Here is an 18,214-nt window from a genome sequence, read left to right on the forward strand (position 1 = left end):
GCGTGTCAGCCGGCCGTCTGCAACGGGTCGCCGCCGATCTTGGACAGCAGGATCACCGCCTGGGTGCGGCTGTCGACGCCGAGCTTTTGCAGGATGGCCGAGACATGCGCCTTGATCGTCGCCTCGGAGACGCCGAGTTCATAGGCGATCTGCTTGTTGAGCAGGCCCTCGGCCAGCATGCCGAGCACGCGGGTCTGCTGCGGCGTCAGCGCCTGCAGGCGCTTGATCAGGTCGGAAATCTCGGGATCGCGCTCGACGCCGAGATCGACGCCGACGGGCGCGGCGATGTCTCCGGCAAGCACCGACTGCACGGCATCGCGGATCTCCTCCATGCTGGCCGACTTGGAGATGAAGCCGGAAGCGCCGAGATCGAGCGCACGCCTGATGGTCGCCGGATCGTCATGTGCCGAGACCACGACCAGCGGCACCGCCGGATGGATGCCGCGCAGCGATATCAGGCCGGAAAGGCCGCTGGCGCCCGGCATCGACAGATCGAGCAGCACCAGATCGACATCCTCATTGGCCACGACCAGCGCCTTGGCGCTCTCGAAATCGCCGGCCTCGTGGATCGCCGCGACATTGCCGATGCCGGCGAGCGCTTCGCGCAGCGCACCACGAAACAGCGGGTGATCGTCGGCGATGACGAAAGAATAGCCTGCCGGCAAATGTCCCTCCCCGAATCCCCCGATGATTTTTAGCTTTTTTCTGGGATCAGTTGGACGATTATGAGGGGCTGCGCGCTGTTTTCAAGCGGCAAAGCCAGCGCGCCGCGATTTCCCTGTTTCGAGCGCTCAGGTCTTCTGCGAGTTGAGCTGGGCGCCGTTGTCCTTGTCCAAATCCTTGACGATGCCCATGAAGCCACGCAGGAAACGCTCCATGTAACTCATCGTCTTGTTGAAATCCTCCTCGCTCGGCAATTGCGATTCGAGGCGGGCGGAGAGCGAATTCTCGAGCTTGGTGACCCGCTCGTCCATCGCCTTCATCGAGGTCTGGAGGCGGTCGACCTCGTCCTGGAAAGCGGCGCGTTCGTCGGCCGCCATCTTGCAGACGAGCTGACCGGAGCGCTCCTCGCAGATCGACATCGCACCGGTCTGCGTATCCATGCGGACATAGCCGTTATCAGACTTTTCCAGCCGGTAGCGATCGGTTTCTTCCGAATATGCGGATGCCGCGACCAGCGAAACCAGCGCGGCGGGGATCAAGATGTGCTGCAGACGCATGTTGTATCCTCCATGGCCAAAGTCAGATTTATCGCATGTTTGCGCCGGAAATGGGGAAGACCCTTGGCGTGGTCTTTCCCGCGTGGCTGGTTCGGACTATAGCGCAACCATGTCTCAGTTTATCTACAAGATAACCCCGCAAGCGCCCTGGCGCGAGGCCGAAGCAAATGGCTGCTTCACCGGCGCGCCGATCGATGTCGCGGACGGCTTCATTCATTTCTCCACGGCAGGGCAGGTCAAGGAAACGGCGGCAAAGCATTTTGCCGGCCAGACCGGCCTTCTGCTGGTCGCCATCGACGGCTCGCGTCTGGGCGCAGCGCTGAAATACGAGGTCTCGCGCGGCGGCGCGCTGTTTCCGCATCTCTATGGCGTGCTGGACCTGAAAGCCGTCCTGTGGGTCCGACCGCTGCCGCTTGGCGCCGACGGTACCCACCAGTTCCCGGCACTGGAGGCCGAATGAGCGTGCTCGACAGGCTCGGCCAGAAGCTGCTGTTCACATTCGATCCGGAAACCGCGCATGGCATGTCGATCGCGGCGCTGCGATGCGGCCTGCCTGTCGGCGCGCGGACAACGCGCGATGCGCGGCTGAAGGTGACGGTCTGCGGCCTCGATTTCCCCAACCCGCTCGGCATGGCTGCCGGCTATGACAAGAACGCCGAGGTGCCCGATGCGCTGCTTGGGCTCGGCTTCGGCTTTGCCGAGGTCGGCACGATCACGCCGCTGCCACAGGCCGGCAACCCGAAGCCGCGCATCTTCCGGCTGACGGCGGATGAAGCGGTGATCAACCGGCTGGGCTTCAACAATGAAGGCCATGCGGCCGCCGAAAAGCGCCTCGCTGCCCGCAAGGGCCGCAGCGGCATCGTCGGCGTCAACATCGGCGCCAACAAGGACAGTGCCGACCGCATCGGCGACTATGAGCGAGGCGTCGCCCGCTTTGCGCCCTATGCCAGCTATCTGACGGTCAACATCTCATCGCCCAACACGCCGGGCCTGCGCAACATGCAGGCGCGCGAGCAGCTCGGCGAGCTTTTGTCACGCGTCATGGCCGCGCGCGCCGCTGCAACGGCACAGCCGCCGGTCCTCCTCAAGATCGCGCCGGACCTGGTCGAGGCCGAACTGGAAGACATCGCCGCCGAGGTCACCGAGAAGCAGATCGACGGTGTCATCGTCTCCAACACCACCATCTCCCGGCCAGCGCTGCTCAACGGCGACGCCGCGCGCGAGACCGGCGGGCTCTCCGGCAGGCCGCTGTTCGAACGCTCGACCATCGTGCTGGCCAGGATGCGCAAACTGCTCGGGCCAGAGCTTGCAATCATCGGCGTCGGCGGCGTCGATTCCACCGACGCGGCGCTGGAAAAGATCCGCGCCGGCGCCGATCTCGTTCAGCTCTACACCAGCATGATCTATGCCGGCCCCGCACTGCCGGGCCGCATCGTCGCCGGGATGGCACGCTTTGCCGAAACGGAGCGGCTCAGATCCATTCGCGAGTTGCGCGACGGCCATCTCGATCAATGGGCATCGAAGCCGCTCAGCTGAACGCCGTCCGCACCCTGAGCCGCAAAATCGTAAGCAGGCTGAAGCCCCGCGCCAGCAGGAAGACGTGCAGCGCCGCCCACAGGCCATGATTGCCGAAGGTGGGCGCCAGAGTCAGCAGCGCGCCTGAGAAGACGAGGAACGACAGCAGCATCATGTTGCGCATGTCGCGCGACCAGGTGGCGCCGATGAAAACACCGTCCATCTGAAATGCCAGCACACCGCTGAGCGGCGTCAATGCCGCCCAGGGCAGATAGATGTCAGCGACGGCGCGAACGTCCAGCGACGTTGTGACCAAGGCGACCAAACCGGCACCGCCCAGCCAGAAGATCAGCGTGGCCGCACCCGCCAGCCCGAACCCCCAAAACAAGGTGAGCCGCACAGCCTGCCGGAACGGTGTGGCGGCACGCGCGCCGACGGCACGGCCCGCCAGTTGCTCGGCGGCGGTGGCAAAGCCATCGAGGAAATAGCCGGCAACGAGAAAGAAATTCATCAGCACGGCGTTGGCGGCGAGCGTCACCGTGCCGAACTGCGCGCCCTGGCGGGTGAACAGCGCGAAGGCGGCAAGCAGCGAGAACGAGCGGATCATGATGTCGCGGTTGAGCGACAGCATGCGCAGGAAGGCGGCCATGTCGAGCAGGCGGTGACGTGGCAAAGACGGGGCCGCCCGGAACCGGCGGACCACGATGGCCAGGCCGAGCAGCATGGCGAGGAACTCACCGGTGACGGTCGCCCAGGCGACGCCGGCGACGCCCCAGCCAAGCTTCAATCCAAGCAGGAAGCAGAGCGCGATGTTGATGCCGTTCAGCACCAATTGCAGCATCAGCCCGAGCCCGCCCTCGCCGCGGCCCAGGACATAGCCGAGGATGGCATAGTTGATCAGCGAGAAGGGGGCTGCGAGCAACCTGATGCGGATATAGACGCCCATCGCCTCGCTGACGCGCGGTTCGGCGCCCATGAACTTTTGCCCGGCGACGGCGACCAGCGGCGCAAGCGCTGCGAGCACGATGCCGGCGACAACCGCGATCAGCACGGCGCGCCAGAACACCGCCTGTTCCTCCAGTTCGTCGCCGCGCCCGAAAGCCTGGGCGACGAGACCGGTGGTGCCCGAGCGCAGGAAATTGAAGGTGGTGAAGACGACGTCGAAGATCAGCGCGCCGGCCGCCAGGCCGCCAAGCAAGGCCGCGTCGCCGAACTGGCCGACAACCGCCGTATCGACCAGGCCGAGCATCGGCGTCGTCAGATAGGCAAGCGTCATCGGCACCGCTATGGCGAGCACGGAACGATTGGTGACGACAAAGGATCTGGCGTCGGCTGGGGTTGCACCCTTGTCCAAAGGATTGCTGCCTTGCTGATTGCGGCTTGATCGAACAGGCGGTGTGCCCCATTTTGCCGGCATCGCGCAATCACCCATCCCGTGACGGCCAACCGAATCCCCGGTCTGGCGCGAGCCCGCCGGATCCAGTTCATGCCCCTGCAGATCGTCCACCATCCCGACTACGACGCCGGCTTCGCCATCAGCCATCGCTTTCCGATGAGCAAATATCCGCTGCTGATGGACGCCTTGCGCGCACGCGGACTGGCCGGACCCGACGCGCTCAACATGGCCGAACCCGCGCCGGCATCATGGCTGAAGCTTGCCCATGCGGCGGAGTATGTCGACCAGGTCATCTGCTTCTCCGTGCCTGAAAAAATCGAGCGTGAGATCGGCTTTCCGGTCGGCCCGCGTGTCTCGCTGCGCGCGCAGCTTGCCACCGGTGGCACGGTGCTGGCGGCGCGGCTCGCCTTGCGCCACGGCATCGCCTGCAACACCGCCGGCGGCAGCCATCACGCGCGGCGCGCGCAAGGCGCCGGCTTCTGCACCTTCAACGATGTCGCTGTCGCCGCGCTGGTCCTGCTCGCCGAAGGCGCCGCACAAAACATCCTGGTCGTCGATCTCGACGTGCATCAGGGCGACGGCACGGCGGACATTCTCGCGGACGATCCGCGCGTGTTCACCTTTTCCATGCATGGCGACCGCAACTACCCCGCGCGCAAGATCGCCTCCGACCTCGACATCGCCCTGCCCGATGGCACAGGTGACGCTGCCTACATAGAGGGGCTCGCAGCCATCCTGCCGGAGCTGTCGGCCAGGGCGCATTGGGATATTGTTTTCTACAATGCCGGCGTCGACGTCCACGCCCAGGACAGGCTTGGACGATTGTCGCTATCGGATGACGGCCTGCGCGCCCGCGACGACATGGTGATCAGCCACTTCCGTGCGCTCGGCATTCCCGCCTGCGGCGTCATCGGTGGCGGTTATTCAACCGATGTGGCAACGCTCGCCGCACGCCACGCCATCCTGTTCGAGGTCGCCTCGGCCTATGCCCGATAATCCCCTTCAAGCATGATCTTGTCCGAAAACCGGTTCCCAAGTTTCGCTGACGCGGACCTGCGGTTCGGGATCATGCCCTATTTCCGGTAGCTGGCGATCCTGAGCAGGATGAAGGCCGGAACGACGATCGCCGCACCCAGCAGGATATATCCCAGAAAGCGATCGATGGCGTGGAAGCCGAGGTTCCACAGGTCGCGGAAAAACTTCTGGATGCCGTACAGGACGTCCATCGGCGACCAGCCGAAGGCATTCATGACCAGGCCGACGAGGAACGACACCACAAGCAGCTTCAGGATCACCCTGAACGGCGAGTCGCCGAGAAAGCGCGTCAATGCAGACAAGGCCCGTCTCCCGATTGAGGTGCCCGAGGGCGTCGGCCCAGACATACGCACTTGGCTTCCCGGCTTCAAGCCGACAGGTTTGATTGGATATCGGGGGCCTTGGGCGAGACAGAGCGCGGCACTGTCGTGCGAATTATACTGATCGAACCCATGCCGATTGGTTAATAATGGGTAACCAGCGTCGCTTTAATTTTTTGAAAATAAAGCGAAAAATCTTCATTTTTCGATTTCCCGCAATGTGCGTGCAATTTTCGCCTGCGAGATAATCCACGTCTTTCAGGCAGAGGTTGCGCGAAAGATCCGGTCACCCACCACGACTGCCTTGCGTCAGTTCTCGTGACCCGCGCGACCATTCCCGGTGAGACAAGTGAGCCGGAGCATGACCGCCCCAACGATCAGGCTCCTAGGAGATCAACCTGCGTGTCGTCGGATGCGCGTGCGTGTGGAGTAATGCAATGTCCCCCCAAGCAATGATGCTGCTGACGGCAAGTGCGCTTGCCATGTGCCTGAACGGTTCGGCAATGGCTGCCGATCTTTCGCCGACCTACAACGATCCCCCCGCCTTCGAGTGGAGCGGCGCTTATGTCGGCGTGCATGGCGGCACGGCGTTTACAGGGATGCCGAACCCGTTTGCCGGCCGGAACGGTCTCAGCGGCGGTATCCAGGCCGGCTACAATCAGCAAGTAGGACCGGGAATCCTGGGGGCCGAGATCGAAGGCTCCTATCTGGGCGGCGCCGAGCACGACGTCGAGGGCGGCAAGATCAAGGAAAAGTGGCGCGGTGCCGCCAAGGCCAGGGCCGGCTTGAGCTTCGACCAGACGCTGCTGTTCGGAACCGGGGGCGTTGCGCTGACCAAATTCGACAAGGGCGACAAGGTGAGCAGCACCGACGGATGGAAACTCGGCTATCTTGTCGGCGCCGGCATCGAACAGGCTTTCGCCGGCGGCCTCTCGGCCAAGGTCGAATATGACTATGTCCGCACACCCGGCGTCGAAACCACGTCGGCCTTTGGCAAATCCAAGGCGACGAACGGCAGCCATGAACTGAAGGCCGGCATCAACTATCGGTTCTAGAGAAGGCCCCCGGTTCGGTTGAACTCAGCCGTCTTGTAGTCCGTTCGAACAGACCTTGCGCGGTGCCCGGAGGCAATGGGTGCCGCGCAATGCGTGCCTCCATCTGCGCCGGCATCGACGCGCATCAGTTGACCGCGCCTCAGCCAGCTCCTGCGTAATGTCGATGCAATCTTCACACCCTAGGTGCCGCGGATGACCTTGATGAGGGGAATCAGATAATGCCCAAATGCAGCGCAAACCATCTTATGTGGATCTCAAGGGCGGTCTTCGTCGCAATCGTGCTGGCGCTGACGGGGTGCGCCTCCGACATCATGAAGAACTACATCGGGCAACCGGTCGAATCGGTCATTCTGGACTACGGTCCGCCAACCGCCGTCGTTGACCTCGGCCAGGGCGAGCGGGCCTATCAGTGGCGCAAAATATCCACCAACGCGGTTTCCGGGACCTCCAGCGGCGAGGTTCGCCACACAAAACACGGAACCGTCTACGAAGAGACCGAAACGCCGGGCTATATCGAGCGTCAGGAATGCTTCTATACGTTCTACGCCCGCTCTTCGGGCGGCCGATGGTTCATCACCAATTTTCGCCAACCGAAGCTGGAATGCGAATGAATTGCTTCAGCACGCTGGTTGCCCGTGACGGAGAATGCGCATGCGCATCCTGCTGATCGAGGACGAACCGGAAATGGCCTCGGTGCTGAAGACGGCGCTCGAGCGCCAGGATATCATCGTCGACCATGCCGCGACACTGGCCGATGCGGAGGCCATGGCCCGGCTCGGATACCACGACGCCGTGGTGCTGGACCGCCGCCTGCCGGATGGCGACGGCCTCAGCCTGATACCGCGCCTGCGGGCCTTGCATCTGGATGTGCCTGTCATCGCGCTGACGGCGCTTAGCGGGCTCGACGACCGGGTGGCCGGGCTCGATGCCGGCGCCGACGACTACATGGTCAAGCCGTTCGCCACGGTGGAACTGGTTGCCAGGCTCAATGCCTTGCACAGGCGCTCGTTCACCACGCGCGCCAACCAGACGGTGGTCGGCCGCCTCACCTATGATTTTCGCCATCGCGAGGCGCTTGTCGAGGATCATGCGCTGGAGTTGCCGCGGCGCGAACGGCTGGTGCTCGAAACGCTCATCCGCAGGCCGGGCCGAACCATCATGCGCGGTGCCCTGGAAGAAGCCGTCTATGCGCTTGACGACGAGATCGGCTCCAACGCGCTGGATGCGCACATTTCGCGGCTGCGGCGCAAGCTCGACGATGTCGCTGCCGGCATCGAGATCAGGGCCATCCGCAACCTCGGTTATCTCCTGCGGGCGGCCTCGTGAAAAAAAAGCCGCGCACGCGCTCGCTGCAATGGGTGCTGGTGCGGCGGCTGATCCTGCTGCAGGCGGCGACGCTTCTCATCTTCATCGTGCTGTGTGCGGCCGCGCTGTGGATCGCCAATCCGCGGCTGCTGATCGACAACGAGGCTGCCGTTGCCGCCATCAAGGAGGCCGTCGACCGAGACGGGAACGGCAAGCTGATCGTCCATCAGACCGACGGGCTCGCTACCTTTCGCGATGGCTTCCCGAATGTCTGGTACATCGTTCGCGACGGCAGCGGCCAAAGCGTCCATTTCGGCAACGTGCCCGATGTTTACGCCAGGAATTTTGGCGATCTGCTTGGCGAGGCCGATCATGCCACCATCGGATTTTCCGAAGACGATTTGAGGCCGGAAGCCTATCTCGAGAGGGTTTCGACCAGGGCCGGCACGGTGCAGATCATCGCCGCGACACGGTCATCGCGCGACGAAACCGATGGCCTCGAGATCAACATTTCGGCGACGATCGACGTCGCCAGGAATCCGGACGGCAGCAGAAACTGGGAGAAAGCGCTTCCGGCGCTTGCGGTCATCATCATCATCCTGCTGTTGCCGATCGTCCTCGTCATGGGAACCACCACCCTGGTGACTACGCCTGCGGTGGTGCGCCGGTCCTTTGCCGGCCTTGTCGAAACCGTCCAGCAGGCCGCGCGCATCGATATCGGTACCCGGACGATGCAGCTGCCGGTCAAGAACGTGCCGCAGGAAATCGCGCCTTTGATGCAGGCGTTCAACCAGACGCTGGCGCGCCTCGCCCAAGGTTATGACCGGCACAACCGCTTCCTCACCGATGCGGCCCATGAACTGCGCACGCCGATCGCCATCTTGCGCACACGCGCGGAATTGCTGAAGCAGGAGCCGCAAAGCGCGCGTCTGCTGCATGACATCGAGCGCCTGTCGCATCTTGCCCAACAGCTGCTCGACCACCAATTGCTAGACCGCCCGACGGACCAGCGCCAGATCATCGATCTCTGCGACATTGTCAGCCGGGTCGCCGCCGACTTCGCGCCGCTTGCCATCGAGGCCGGCTATGACATTGCCTTCGAGCCCTCGCCCGACAAGACCCATGTCGAGGTCAACGTCCTGCAGATCGAGCGTGCGCTGGCAAATCTGGTGCGCAATGCCATCGACCATGGCGGCGGCAGCGGCACGATCACCATAGCCGTCGACGAGACCGGCGGCGTAGAAGTGCGCGATGAAGGCCCGGGCATTCCGGCCGAGGAGCACGAGAATGTCTTCGAGCCCTTCTACCGCCTGCAGCCACAGTCGCGCGGGGCGGGGCTGGGACTGAACCTTGCACGGCAGATCGCGCTGCTGCACGACGGCACCATCCGGATATTGGTGGGAACCTGGCGCGGTGCGCGCATCCGCATGGAACTGCCGGTTCGGTCGTGACTGTGGCCGCCGGCGACCGAAAAAGGCGGCCGGCCAATGGCCACGGCCGACCCCGCTGGCTTATCTGTTTTCTAACCAATTGCCGCTATTCCCAATCGAATAGAGGGAGCAAGGCTTTTGGTGGAGATGGAGAAAAACACCGCGCGACGCGCCGTCATGCTGTCGGTGGTCGTCCCATGCTACAATGAGCTGGATGGGGTGGCCGAACTTCATCGACGGGTGACGGCCGCATGCCTGGAACAGGGATCCTCCTATGAGATCGTCCTTGTCATCGACGGCGCGACGGACGGCACGCGCGAGGCCATTTTCCAGTTGGCCGAAAAGGACGACCATGTCGTCGCCATCGACCTTGCCCGCAACTACGGCCACCAGATCGCGTTGAGCGCGGGGCTCGAATTCTGTCGCGGCCAGCGCATTTTCATTCTCGATGCCGACCTGCAGGATCCGCCTGAGCTGCTCGGCGCGATGATGGCGAAGATGAATGAAGGCTTCGACGTCGTTTACGGCCAGCGGCAGAGCCGCGACGGGGAAAGCTGGTTCAAGCTCGCCTCCGCGTCGATATTCTATCGCTTGCTGCGCCGCATGGTCGACGTCGAGATCGCGGCGAATTCGGGGGATTTCCGTCTGATGAGCCGCCGCGCGCTCGACCATCTGAACGCGATGCCCGAACGCTACAGGTTCATTCGCGGCATGGTGAGCTGGATCGGGCTGAAACAGGTGGCCTTCCCCTATGAACGGCACCGGCGCTTTGCCGGCACCACCCACTATCCGCTGAGGAAGATGGTTCTTCTGGCGGTCGACGCGATGACCAGCTTTTCCATCGCGCCCTTGCGGTTCGCCTCGCTGCTTGGAATGTTGTTCGGGCTTCTGGGCATGGTCGTGCTCGGCTACACCCTGGTCGAGTGGTCGGTCGGAAACGTGTTGCCCGGCTGGACCAGCCTTGCCGCGATCGTGCTGATCCTTGGCAGCGTCCAGCTTATGGTGCTTGGTATCTTCGGCGAGTATCTCGGGCGCATGTACATGGAGACAAAGCGGCGGCCGCTTTACTTCGTCAACGAGATCGTTTCGCGCAGCCAGGCAATCGAGGACAAGGATCTGCCCGTCCACCGCCTGCAGGAGATGGCAAAGAGGGCCGCACGTGCTTGAGGCGGAGTTCGACCAATTTGCGCGGGAATACCAGGAGCAGCATGCCGCGAGCATAAGGCTGAGCGGCGAAACGCCGGACTTCTTCGCCAAATACAAGATCGACGACATCGCCGCGACGCTGCGGCGGGCTGGTGTGAAACCGCGACGGATACTCGACTTCGGCGCCGGTGTCGGCAACTCGCTCGGCCATATGCGCAACGCCTTTCCCGACAGCGAGATCACCTTGCTCGATCCTTCGCGGGAATCGCTCGACATCGCCAGCAAGCGCTTCCCTGGCCAAGCCGCCTTCACGCATTTCGACGGCAAGACAATTCCCTTTGCCGACTGCAGCTTCGACCTGGCTTTCGCGGCCTGCGTCTTTCACCACATTCCCGAGGACCTCCAGGTCGGACTGCTCGCGGAGATCGGCAGGGTACTGGCCGATGGCGGCAGCTTCTTTGTTTTCGAACACAATCCGTGGAACCCGCTGACCACGCAAGCGGTGAGAAATTGCGCCTTCGACGAGAACGCGGTTTTGATAAATTCGCACGAGATGCGCAGGCGCATGGCCGAGGCGGGTCTTGCCAACACCCGGATCATCTACCGGATCTTCTTTCCTCGGCTGCTTGCGAGGTTGAGGCCGTTCGAGCGTTTCCTCACCAAGATTCCGGTCGGAGCCCAATATTTTGCGCATGCGGTCAAATCTGCCGTTTGACTATCCGCGGATGCTGCGATTTGGCGCCGTCGGTCTGTTGAACACGGCGCTGGGCTACGCGGTCATTCTGGCCGGGCTTGCACTGGGTCTTGGCGACATCCTCGCCAATGCCACGGGCTATGCCGCCGGCCTTGTCCTCGGCTTCTTCCTCAACCGCCAATGGACCTTCACCAGCGCCGATGGCTTCCGGCCCGGAACCTTGCTGCGATATGGGGGCGTCTTTCTGCTCGCCTACAGCATCAATCTGGCAGTCGTGATCGCCGGCCGTTCTGCAGGCTTCACCGAAAGCCCCCTGGTTCACCTCGCGGGAATCTGCGTCTATTCGGGTGTCTTCTACCTCGGTTCGGCTCACTTCGTGTTTGTCGGGCGCGGAGGTCGCGAAGACGATAAAGCCGAGCGGAATAGTCGGGTGACCGATGGGCCCCGGCGGGTGCCGACCAGTCGAACTCCTTGAACCAAACTGTCATCGGAAGCGATTAGAGGCGGCGCTATGAACAACGCTCAGGCCAGTGCTGGGGCCGCAACCTACGACGAGCGGATCCGGCTGATATTCTGCCTGTTCACCGCCTGTATCATGGCGGCGGTGCTGGCCGCCTTTGCCCCCGCCATCCTGCAGGATCCCGACAGTTGGTGGCAGGTGAAGGTCGGGCTGGATTTCCTGGCAAACCGGACATTTCCGACAGTCGACCCTTATTCCTACACCTTTGCCGGCCAGCCATGGATCGCCAAGGAATGGCTGGGGCAGGTCCTGCTGGCTCTTGCCTACCGGGCGGGAGGCTGGAACGGCGTGGTCACGCTGATCATCGCCACGATATCCCTGACGGTTTTCCTGATCGGGTGGTTTCTCAGCAGATGGCTGAAGCCGATCCTGGCGACCATGCTGGCCTTCGTCGCGATGGCCCTGATCACCCCGATCTTTACGGGGCGTCCACATATCTTCACCTTCCCGATCATCGTCATCTGGACGGCGACGCTCTTTCGTGCGGCAAGGGAAGAGCGCGCGCCACCCTGGTGGCTGCTTGTGCTGGTTGTGTTGTGGGCGAACCTGCACGCTACCTTCACCCTGAGCTTCGTCATCGCGGCTTTCGCCGGTCTCGATCTGCTGACGCGCACGGGTCTCTCGAAACCGGCCCTCGTGGCGAAATGGATCGCATTCGGTCTGCTCTGTCCGCTGGTCAGCCTGATCCACCCCTATGGCGTCCAGGCCATCCTGGCGACCTTCGCCGTGGCCTATGGCAATGAGGCGGTGTCGCTGATCGCGGAATGGCGACCGTTCAATGCGCAGGATCTCGTTGTCCAGGAAGTTGCGATGCTGGTGGGGCTTTTCGGGCTGCTGGTGTCACGGTTGCGAATTGGCTGGGCCAAGGCGTTGTTCATCGTCTTCACCTTGCATGCCTTTCTCGCCCATATACGTTTCATGTATCTGTTCTTCCTCCTGGTTCCACTGGTGGTCGCGGTGGAGGTCGCACAGCAGTACCCCTCGCTTTCGGCCACCGCATGGCTGGCTGAAAAGCGCGACGGGCTGGAACAATTCTTTGCCAGGCGGTTTTATGCGATCTGCGGCGCGACAGCTGTTTTGCTGATCGGCGCGGTTGCCGTGTTCGGCAGCGTCTATCAGGTCGCGCCGAGCCCGAAGACTTCGGCCAGCGGGGCGCTGGCATTCGCGGAAAGCCATCATCTGTCCGGCAACGTGCTGAATTCCTACAATTTCGGCGGCACGCTGATTTTCCATGGGATCAAGACTTACATCGACGGACGGACGGACCAGCTCTTCCTAGGCGGTTTCACAAAAACCGATGACGAGACGGGGCACAGCAACGGCAGGCCGCTCCTCGAAGCCCAGCTGAAGAAATACGCAATAGGCTGGGCGCTGCTGGCAGCCGACGACAATCGCATTCCCTTCCTCGACCAGTTGGGCTGGAAGCGGGCCTATTCGGACGATTACGCGGTGATCTACCTGCCCGGCGCCTGATCCTGCTCCGCCGGCGCGAACCGGCTTCGCCAGCATTCGAACTGGCATATGCCTTGACACTCATGTTGCGGTGCAGCAAAGTTGCACGGCAGAGGACAGGCGTGTGAGACTGACGAGCCGGGATTTTTTGCAGGAGCGGGACATCGCCGTATGAGCGGCGTCTCGAGTTCCGCAGCACCAATGCCTCCGGCCGCGGCGCGCGAGCCGGTCCGGATGAACTACAGGCGCGACATCGATGGCCTGCGGGCCGTGGCGGTGCTGCCCGTCCTGCTCTTCCACTTCGGCGTCTCGGCCATTCCCGGCGGCTTCACCGGCGTCGACATCTTCTTCGTCATATCGGGCTATCTGATCAGCGGCAGCCTGCTCGACGATCTCGAGCGCGGCCAGTTCTCGATCGGCCGCTTCTATTGGCGCCGCGCACGGCGTATCCTGCCGGCGCTGACCTTCGTCATCCTGCTCGCGAGCATTGCTGCCTGGTTCATCCTGCTGCCGTCGGACCTGCACGAATTCAGCTGGAGCGTGATCGCCGCCTCGACCTTCTGGTCGAATCTGTATTTCTGGAAGACGACGAATTATTTCTCCATCGACGCTGAACTGCGGCCACTGCTGCACACCTGGTCGCTTTCGGTCGAAGAGCAGTATTATATCTTCGCGCCGATCCTGCTCTATTTGATCTACCGATATGTCTCGAAGCGATGGCTGACGGTACTGCTGCCGATAACCATCGGCAGCTTTGCCCTGGCGGTCATGGCAACCTCGCTGGCGCCGACCGCCGGCTTCTATCTCTTGCCGACGCGCCTCTGGGAACTGGCGCTTGGCGCCATGCTGATGCTGAAGAAGCCACCGGCGCTTGCCAGCCGGCCGGCGATGGAACTGATCGGCCTCGCCGGCTTTGCCCTGATCGCCTTTGGCTTTCTGACGATTTCGGAGAGCGACCCGTTTCCGGGCTACAATGCCTTGTTCCCCTGCATCGGAACCGCCCTGCTCATCTATGCGGGCCACGATCACGCTGGCGCCGACAGGCCGGCACCTGTTGCCACCCGCGTCCTTCGGTTCGCGCCGCTGGTCTGGGTCGGTCTCATTTCCTATTCGCTCTACCTCGTTCACTGGCCGATCAATTCGTTCGTCCACTATCTCTCGCTGAAGGCCATCGGCGTGCCGACGGTCATCGCGATGATGGTGGCCAGTTTCGCCTTGGCGACATTTTCCTGGAAATATGTCGAGCAGCCTTTTCGCCGAAAACGGGCGTTCACCGCCCCGCTGCCGATCTTCGCCTTTTCTGCAACGGCGATCGCCCTGCTCTGTGTCGGCGGCTTGGCCGGCGCGCTCGGCGGTGGTTTTCCACAACGGTTCCCGGACTTCTCGACGGAGCGGGTCCGGGTCGGCGACTGGCGCAACGGCGTCTGTTTCAACGAAGGGGCCCGCATCGACACCTGGAGCCTCGCCGACTGCACCCGCACGCAAGGCTTTGCCACCAATGTGCTGCTGTGGGGCGATTCCTTCGCCGCCCACTATGTTTCGGGACTCGAGGCCAACGCCCAGAAAATCCAGGCCAATGTCATCCAGTACACCTATGCTGGCTGCCCGCCCGACCTCACCTATTTTTCCTATGCCCGGCCAAGCTGTACCCGTTTCAACGAACGGGCCCTGTCGATTATCCGCGACGCCAACATCCGGGCGGTAATCCTGAGCGGCCGATGGACCGACTACCAGGTCAGAGGCTTCGATGGCCTGCAAAAAACGATCGATCGGCTTCGCGACATGGGCGTCAAGGTCTATGTCATCGGCCAGTCGCCGGAATTCATCGCCGACGTCCAGAAAATCGCTTTCTTCGCAAGACGGGAGCATGTCGGGAATGCGTCCTGGCCGATGGCCATGGATCCGGGCATCAACGAGCGGGTGCTGCCGTTCGCCAAAGGCGCGACGTTCATAGATCCGCTGGCATATCTGTGCGATGCGGCCGGCTGTTCGTACGCCGATCTCGACAGCAGGCAATTTCTCTACTTCGATTATGGCCACTTCTCTTCCGCCGGCGCGACGCTGGCCATCTCGAAGTACTGGCCAAGCTTTGCCGCCGGCAACAAGATCGCCAAGGCAAGATAGCAATCGCGGGTCCGCACTCGGGGAACCGCGCAGCCTGCGGTGTGAAAGCCGCTTTGCGATTGCCCGAAGGCCAACCCGCATGGTAACGAGGGCTCACGCGGGTATGATGTAATGGTAGCTTGTCAGCTTCCCAAGCTGAACGCGAGGGTTCGATTCCCTCTACCCGCTCCAGCTTGTGCCGCCAGAAACAATTTCAGCCTGCCTGTTCGTCGAACAAAACCGAGCAGCCTCGAGCAAGCGCCACCGTTGCGAGGGCGTTTGCTACATCGTCATCCGATGAGACGAAATCGCCGGTCAGTACCCGCAATTCTTCCACGCCTTCAGCCATCGACACGAAATTCCCGACCGATCGATCGTGCTTGCAGGCTTCGACCACGCAAAGCAGATCAATCATTTCGAAGCTGCGCATGTTCGGCCTCCTGAAGAAATCGCCCGTTGCAAGGATATGAACGCACCGGCAGGAAATAATGTTCCCGGCTCGCTGTTCGCTAGCCTCGGCCTGGCGGCTCATTCATGTGCTTTACGCGCACTCGACGCCTGTCCGAGCCATCACCCCACCTCTCGCAGGATGAAATCGTGCAGCATCTTGGCGGCCGGCGACAGCACGCGGTTCTTCACCGTGATCAGGCTGTAGGGCCTGACCTCGATGTCGAATTCGGTCTGGACGACGTCGATGGCGCCGGCCAGCCCGTCGGGATTCTGGATGAATTTCGCCACCTGGATCGACACCGGCGCGATCGCATCGGACTGCGCGACCATCACCAGGGTCAAGAGCAGCGAGCTGGTGTTGAGGATACGGTCCGGCAAGGCGATGTTGCGGTTGAGGAAATTGCTCTCCATCGCCTGGCGCAAGGGCGAACCGCCTGACTGGAAAACCCAGTCGTAGGCGGCGGTGTCCTCCAGCCGCACCGCCTCGCCCTTGGTGAGCGGGTGGCCCCGGCGCACGATCAGGCAGGCCTTCTCGACGCCGATGACGCGCGATTCGAACAGCCGCGGATTGAGATCGTCGGGGATGCGAGCGATGATGAAATCATGGCGCGTGGCGATCAATTCGCGTGCCAGCACGTTGGAGGTCTCGACCTGCATGGTGATCTCGATGCGCGGATAGATGCGGCGGATTTCGCGAATTGCCGGCACCGCCAGTTCGATCGCCGGTGCCGTCACGGCACCCAGGAACACCGAGCCGCCCTTGCCCGCCTTGAGTTCGGAAATCTCGCGGTCGACCTCGCGCATTTCCAGCAGAATCGAGCGCGCGCGCCTGGCCAGTGCCTTGCCGTAAGGCGTCAAGGTGATGCCGCGCGGCAGCCTTTCACACAGCTTGACCTCCAGCACGGCCTCCATCTCGCCGATCATGCGCGAGGCCGCCGGCTGAGAAATGTTCATAACCTGGGCTGCCGCGCTCACCCGGCCATGGTCGTCGAGCGCGACGATCATGCGCATGTGGCGCAGGCTGAGACCACTGCGCAGCAAGGTTTCGCCGTCGCCCTGTTTCTCGCTGTAACCGTTTGAAACCGCAGTCGGATTCCCCAGCGCCGCCATTGCCTCTCCTTGCTCCTGTTCGCGGTGCGTCGGCAGTCGCGCCGGCCGCCTCGCCTCAATACCACATACCAATCATGATATAGCAACTATCAAAGATCGCATTTGACAGTTATGGCAAAGGATCAGAACCTTCGCGCGTTCCGAGACGCGACGGTCGCTGACGAGAAACATCGTATCGATTGAAATCAGCGCCTCGGGGCCATGGGAGGATACCGGAGATCGATATGACGGCAGCAGTGCCTTGGCGCTTCTGCACGATTGCGCGGCCCGCGACCCCCGGGGGACCGCGTCCATCAACCAGGGAGAGTTAAGTGAAAATCATCAAGACGTTAGTCGCCGCCTTGGCGGTCAGCATCGCGGCCATGTCGGCCACCGCCTACGCAGCAGACAAAGGCCTGATCGGCGTGCTGATGCCCACCAAGACCTCGCAGCGCTGGATCAATGACGGCGACGCTGTCAAGTCCCAGCTCGAGGCTCTGGGCTACACGGTCGACCTGCAATATGCGCAGGACGACATTCCAAACCAGCTCAGCCAGCTGGAAAACGAAATCACCAAGGGCCCGAAGGCGCTGATCATCGCTTCGATCGACGGCACCACCCTGTCGGACGCGCTGCAGAAGGCCGCCGACGCCGGCGTCGTCGTCGTTGCCTATGACCGCCTGATCAAGAAGACCGCCAATGTCGACTACTACACCACCTTCGACAATTTCGGTGTCGGCGTCATCCAGGCCAATTCGCTGCTCAAGGGCCTCGGCTATCCGGACAAGAAGGGTCCGTTCAACGTCGAGCTGTTCGGCGGCTCGCCGGACGACAACAATGCCTTCTTCTTCTACAACGGCGCCATGTCCATTCTTCAGCCGCTGATCGACAGCAAGGTGCTCGTCGTGAAGTCCGGCCAGACGGGTATGGACAAGGTCGGCACGCTGCGCTGGCTGGCGGCAACCGCCCAGGCGCGTATGGACAATCTGCTCTCCGCCAACTACTCGGACGGCAGCCGCGTCGATGGCGTTCTGTCGCCATATGACGGCCTTTCGCGCGGTATCACCGCATCGCTGCGCGCCGTGGGCTACGGCACGGACGCTCAGCCCTGGCCGATCGTGACCGGCCAGGACGCCGAGACCGCCTCGGTCAAGCTGATCATCTCGGGCGAGCAGTACTCGACCGTGTTCAAGGACACCCGCGAACTGGCCAAGGCCACTGTCGGTCTGGTCGACAAGGTGCTGTCGGGCGGCAAGCCCGACGGCCTCGACACCAAGACCTACAACAACGACGTCAAGGTCGTTCCTTCGATCCTGTTGACGCCGCATGAAGTCGACAAGTCGAACTACCAGGCGCTGGTGGTCGACTCCGGCTACATCAAGGCCGACGACCTGAAGTAATCGCATTTGCGAAGCCTGGGGTCCCGCGCAAAGCGGGGCCCTTTTTGCTAGCGCGGCGAATCCAAAATTCGCATACTAAGCCCC

Annotated in this window: 19 protein-coding genes and 1 tRNA gene; 14 read left to right on the plus strand and 6 right to left on the minus strand. The window is 62.5% G+C overall.

From position 1 onward, the window contains the following. Positions 1-5: 5 nt before the first annotated feature. Both ACFFNA_RS03740 and ACFFNA_RS03745 read right to left on the minus strand, forming a co-directional pair. Positions 6-665 (minus strand): response regulator transcription factor, encoded by a 660-nt coding sequence (locus tag ACFFNA_RS03740; RefSeq protein WP_111544600.1) that lies wholly within the window; start codon positions 663-665, stop codon positions 6-8. A gap of 126 nt (positions 666-791) precedes the next feature. Next, positions 792-1,220 carry a hypothetical protein gene (locus ACFFNA_RS03745; RefSeq protein ID WP_111544601.1) on the minus strand — a complete coding sequence of 143 codons (429 nt, stop codon included), beginning with the start codon at positions 1,218-1,220 and terminating at the stop codon, positions 792-794. A gap of 109 nt (positions 1,221-1,329) precedes the next feature. Here ACFFNA_RS03745 and ACFFNA_RS03750 point away from each other — a divergent pair, with 109 nt between their 5' ends. Both ACFFNA_RS03750 and ACFFNA_RS03755 read left to right on the plus strand, forming a co-directional pair. After that, positions 1,330-1,680 (plus strand): DUF952 domain-containing protein, encoded by a 351-nt coding sequence (locus ACFFNA_RS03750; protein WP_111544602.1) that lies wholly within the window; start codon positions 1,330-1,332, stop codon positions 1,678-1,680. Further along, positions 1,677-2,756, plus strand: a complete 1,080-nt coding sequence (locus ACFFNA_RS03755) for a quinone-dependent dihydroorotate dehydrogenase (RefSeq protein ID WP_378915713.1) — start codon at positions 1,677-1,679, stop codon at positions 2,754-2,756. Before ACFFNA_RS03750 ends, ACFFNA_RS03755 begins: the two co-directional genes overlap by 4 nt. On the opposite strand, the gene ACFFNA_RS03760 is transcribed toward ACFFNA_RS03755, so the two are convergent. Next, positions 2,749-4,089 (minus strand): MATE family efflux transporter, encoded by a 1,341-nt coding sequence (locus tag ACFFNA_RS03760; protein ID WP_378915715.1) that lies wholly within the window; start codon positions 4,087-4,089, stop codon positions 2,749-2,751. The genes ACFFNA_RS03755 and ACFFNA_RS03760 overlap by 8 nt on opposite strands. A gap of 132 nt (positions 4,090-4,221) precedes the next feature. Here ACFFNA_RS03760 and ACFFNA_RS03765 point away from each other — a divergent pair, with 132 nt between their 5' ends. Continuing rightward, entirely contained in the window at positions 4,222-5,127 is a 906-nt protein-coding gene (locus tag ACFFNA_RS03765) for a histone deacetylase family protein (RefSeq protein ID WP_378915717.1), read from the plus strand. A 77-nt stretch (positions 5,128-5,204) separates the two neighbouring features. Here the strand turns inward: ACFFNA_RS03765 and ACFFNA_RS03770 are convergent, their stop codons facing one another. Next, positions 5,205-5,468 carry a DUF6460 domain-containing protein gene (locus ACFFNA_RS03770; RefSeq protein WP_111544604.1) on the minus strand — a complete coding sequence of 88 codons (264 nt, stop codon included), beginning with the start codon at positions 5,466-5,468 and terminating at the stop codon, positions 5,205-5,207. A gap of 455 nt (positions 5,469-5,923) precedes the next feature. On the opposite strand from ACFFNA_RS03770, the gene ACFFNA_RS03775 reads away from it, so the two are divergent. The 10 genes from ACFFNA_RS03775 (at position 5,924) to ACFFNA_RS03820 (ending at position 15,383) form a co-directional block, all read left to right on the plus strand. Continuing rightward, on the plus strand, positions 5,924-6,541 hold the full coding sequence (locus ACFFNA_RS03775) for an outer membrane protein (RefSeq protein WP_378915719.1): 618 nt from the start codon (positions 5,924-5,926) through the stop codon (positions 6,539-6,541). 245 nt (positions 6,542-6,786) lie between these two features. Continuing rightward, positions 6,787-7,152 (plus strand): hypothetical protein, encoded by a 366-nt coding sequence (locus ACFFNA_RS03780; protein WP_378915721.1) that lies wholly within the window; start codon positions 6,787-6,789, stop codon positions 7,150-7,152. Positions 7,153-7,192: 40 nt separating this feature from the next. Next, a complete protein-coding gene (locus tag ACFFNA_RS03785) occupies positions 7,193-7,867 on the plus strand; it encodes a response regulator transcription factor (protein WP_111545373.1) in 675 nt (224 codons plus the stop codon). Then, positions 7,864-9,297 carry a sensor histidine kinase gene (locus ACFFNA_RS03790; protein ID WP_378915723.1) on the plus strand — a complete coding sequence of 478 codons (1,434 nt, stop codon included), beginning with the start codon at positions 7,864-7,866 and terminating at the stop codon, positions 9,295-9,297. The genes ACFFNA_RS03785 and ACFFNA_RS03790 overlap by 4 nt, the downstream gene beginning before the upstream one ends. Positions 9,298-9,423: 126 nt before the next feature. Next, positions 9,424-10,443 (plus strand): glycosyltransferase family 2 protein, encoded by a 1,020-nt coding sequence (locus ACFFNA_RS03795; RefSeq protein WP_208647076.1) that lies wholly within the window; start codon positions 9,424-9,426, stop codon positions 10,441-10,443. After that, the gene (locus tag ACFFNA_RS03800) at positions 10,436-11,137 is read left to right on the plus strand and encodes a class I SAM-dependent methyltransferase (RefSeq protein ID WP_378915726.1); all 702 of its coding nucleotides are present in this window, start codon (positions 10,436-10,438) and stop codon (positions 11,135-11,137) included. The genes ACFFNA_RS03795 and ACFFNA_RS03800 overlap by 8 nt, the downstream gene beginning before the upstream one ends. Positions 11,138-11,147: 10 nt before the next feature. Next, the gene (locus tag ACFFNA_RS03805) at positions 11,148-11,591 is read left to right on the plus strand and encodes a GtrA family protein (protein WP_378916380.1); all 444 of its coding nucleotides are present in this window, start codon (positions 11,148-11,150) and stop codon (positions 11,589-11,591) included. 36 nt (positions 11,592-11,627) lie between these two features. Beyond that, positions 11,628-13,109, plus strand: a complete 1,482-nt coding sequence (locus ACFFNA_RS03810) for a hypothetical protein (RefSeq protein ID WP_378915728.1) — start codon at positions 11,628-11,630, stop codon at positions 13,107-13,109. 150 nt (positions 13,110-13,259) lie between these two features. Further along, positions 13,260-15,212: an acyltransferase family protein gene (locus tag ACFFNA_RS03815; protein WP_378915730.1), complete on the plus strand. Its 1,953-nt coding sequence runs from the start codon at positions 13,260-13,262 to the stop codon at positions 15,210-15,212. A 97-nt stretch (positions 15,213-15,309) separates the two neighbouring features. Continuing rightward, positions 15,310-15,383 (plus strand) — tRNA-Gly (locus ACFFNA_RS03820). A 22-nt stretch (positions 15,384-15,405) separates the two neighbouring features. On the opposite strand, the gene ACFFNA_RS03825 is transcribed toward ACFFNA_RS03820, so the two are convergent. Both ACFFNA_RS03825 and ACFFNA_RS03830 read right to left on the minus strand, forming a co-directional pair. Further along, positions 15,406-15,621: a hypothetical protein gene (locus tag ACFFNA_RS03825; RefSeq protein WP_378915732.1), complete on the minus strand. Its 216-nt coding sequence runs from the start codon at positions 15,619-15,621 to the stop codon at positions 15,406-15,408. A 140-nt stretch (positions 15,622-15,761) separates the two neighbouring features. Further along, a complete protein-coding gene (locus ACFFNA_RS03830; protein WP_378915734.1) occupies positions 15,762-16,751 on the minus strand; it encodes a LysR family transcriptional regulator in 990 nt (329 codons plus the stop codon). A 311-nt stretch (positions 16,752-17,062) separates the two neighbouring features. On the opposite strand from ACFFNA_RS03830, the gene chvE reads away from it, so the two are divergent. Further along, complete coding sequence (chvE, locus tag ACFFNA_RS03835) at positions 17,063-18,130, plus strand: multiple monosaccharide ABC transporter substrate-binding protein (RefSeq protein WP_378915736.1); 1,068 nt, start codon at positions 17,063-17,065, stop codon at positions 18,128-18,130. The last annotated feature ends 84 nt before the right edge of the window (positions 18,131-18,214 follow it).

Origin of the sequence: Mesorhizobium kowhaii, assembly GCF_042431665.1 — a bacterium.
Taxonomy (GTDB): Bacteria; Pseudomonadota; Alphaproteobacteria; order Rhizobiales; family Rhizobiaceae; genus Mesorhizobium; species Mesorhizobium kowhaii.

What these genes read in the sequence shown, in the direction of transcription:
- ACFFNA_RS03765 (WP_378915717.1), top strand. Translation starts at nt 4,222, where the DNA reads ATGCCCCTGCAGATCGTCCACCATCCCGACTACGACGCCGGCTTCGCC.
- ACFFNA_RS03745 (WP_111544601.1), bottom strand. Translation starts at nt 1,220, where the DNA reads ATGCGTCTGCAGCACATCTTGATCCCCGCCGCGCTGGTTTCGCTGGTC.
- ACFFNA_RS03830 (WP_378915734.1), bottom strand. Translation starts at nt 16,751, where the DNA reads ATGGCGGCGCTGGGGAATCCGACTGCGGTTTCAAACGGTTACAGCGAG.
- ACFFNA_RS03775 (WP_378915719.1), top strand. Translation starts at nt 5,924, where the DNA reads ATGTCCCCCCAAGCAATGATGCTGCTGACGGCAAGTGCGCTTGCCATG.
- ACFFNA_RS03750 (WP_111544602.1), top strand. Translation starts at nt 1,330, where the DNA reads ATGTCTCAGTTTATCTACAAGATAACCCCGCAAGCGCCCTGGCGCGAG.
- ACFFNA_RS03795 (WP_208647076.1), top strand. Translation starts at nt 9,424, where the DNA reads ATGGAGAAAAACACCGCGCGACGCGCCGTCATGCTGTCGGTGGTCGTC.
- ACFFNA_RS03815 (WP_378915730.1), top strand. Translation starts at nt 13,260, where the DNA reads ATGAGCGGCGTCTCGAGTTCCGCAGCACCAATGCCTCCGGCCGCGGCG.
- ACFFNA_RS03805 (WP_378916380.1), top strand. Translation starts at nt 11,148, where the DNA reads ATGCTGCGATTTGGCGCCGTCGGTCTGTTGAACACGGCGCTGGGCTAC.
- ACFFNA_RS03780 (WP_378915721.1), top strand. Translation starts at nt 6,787, where the DNA reads ATGTGGATCTCAAGGGCGGTCTTCGTCGCAATCGTGCTGGCGCTGACG.
- ACFFNA_RS03755 (WP_378915713.1), top strand. Translation starts at nt 1,677, where the DNA reads ATGAGCGTGCTCGACAGGCTCGGCCAGAAGCTGCTGTTCACATTCGAT.
- ACFFNA_RS03785 (WP_111545373.1), top strand. Translation starts at nt 7,193, where the DNA reads ATGCGCATCCTGCTGATCGAGGACGAACCGGAAATGGCCTCGGTGCTG.
- ACFFNA_RS03825 (WP_378915732.1), bottom strand. Translation starts at nt 15,621, where the DNA reads ATGCGCAGCTTCGAAATGATTGATCTGCTTTGCGTGGTCGAAGCCTGC.
- ACFFNA_RS03810 (WP_378915728.1), top strand. Translation starts at nt 11,628, where the DNA reads ATGAACAACGCTCAGGCCAGTGCTGGGGCCGCAACCTACGACGAGCGG.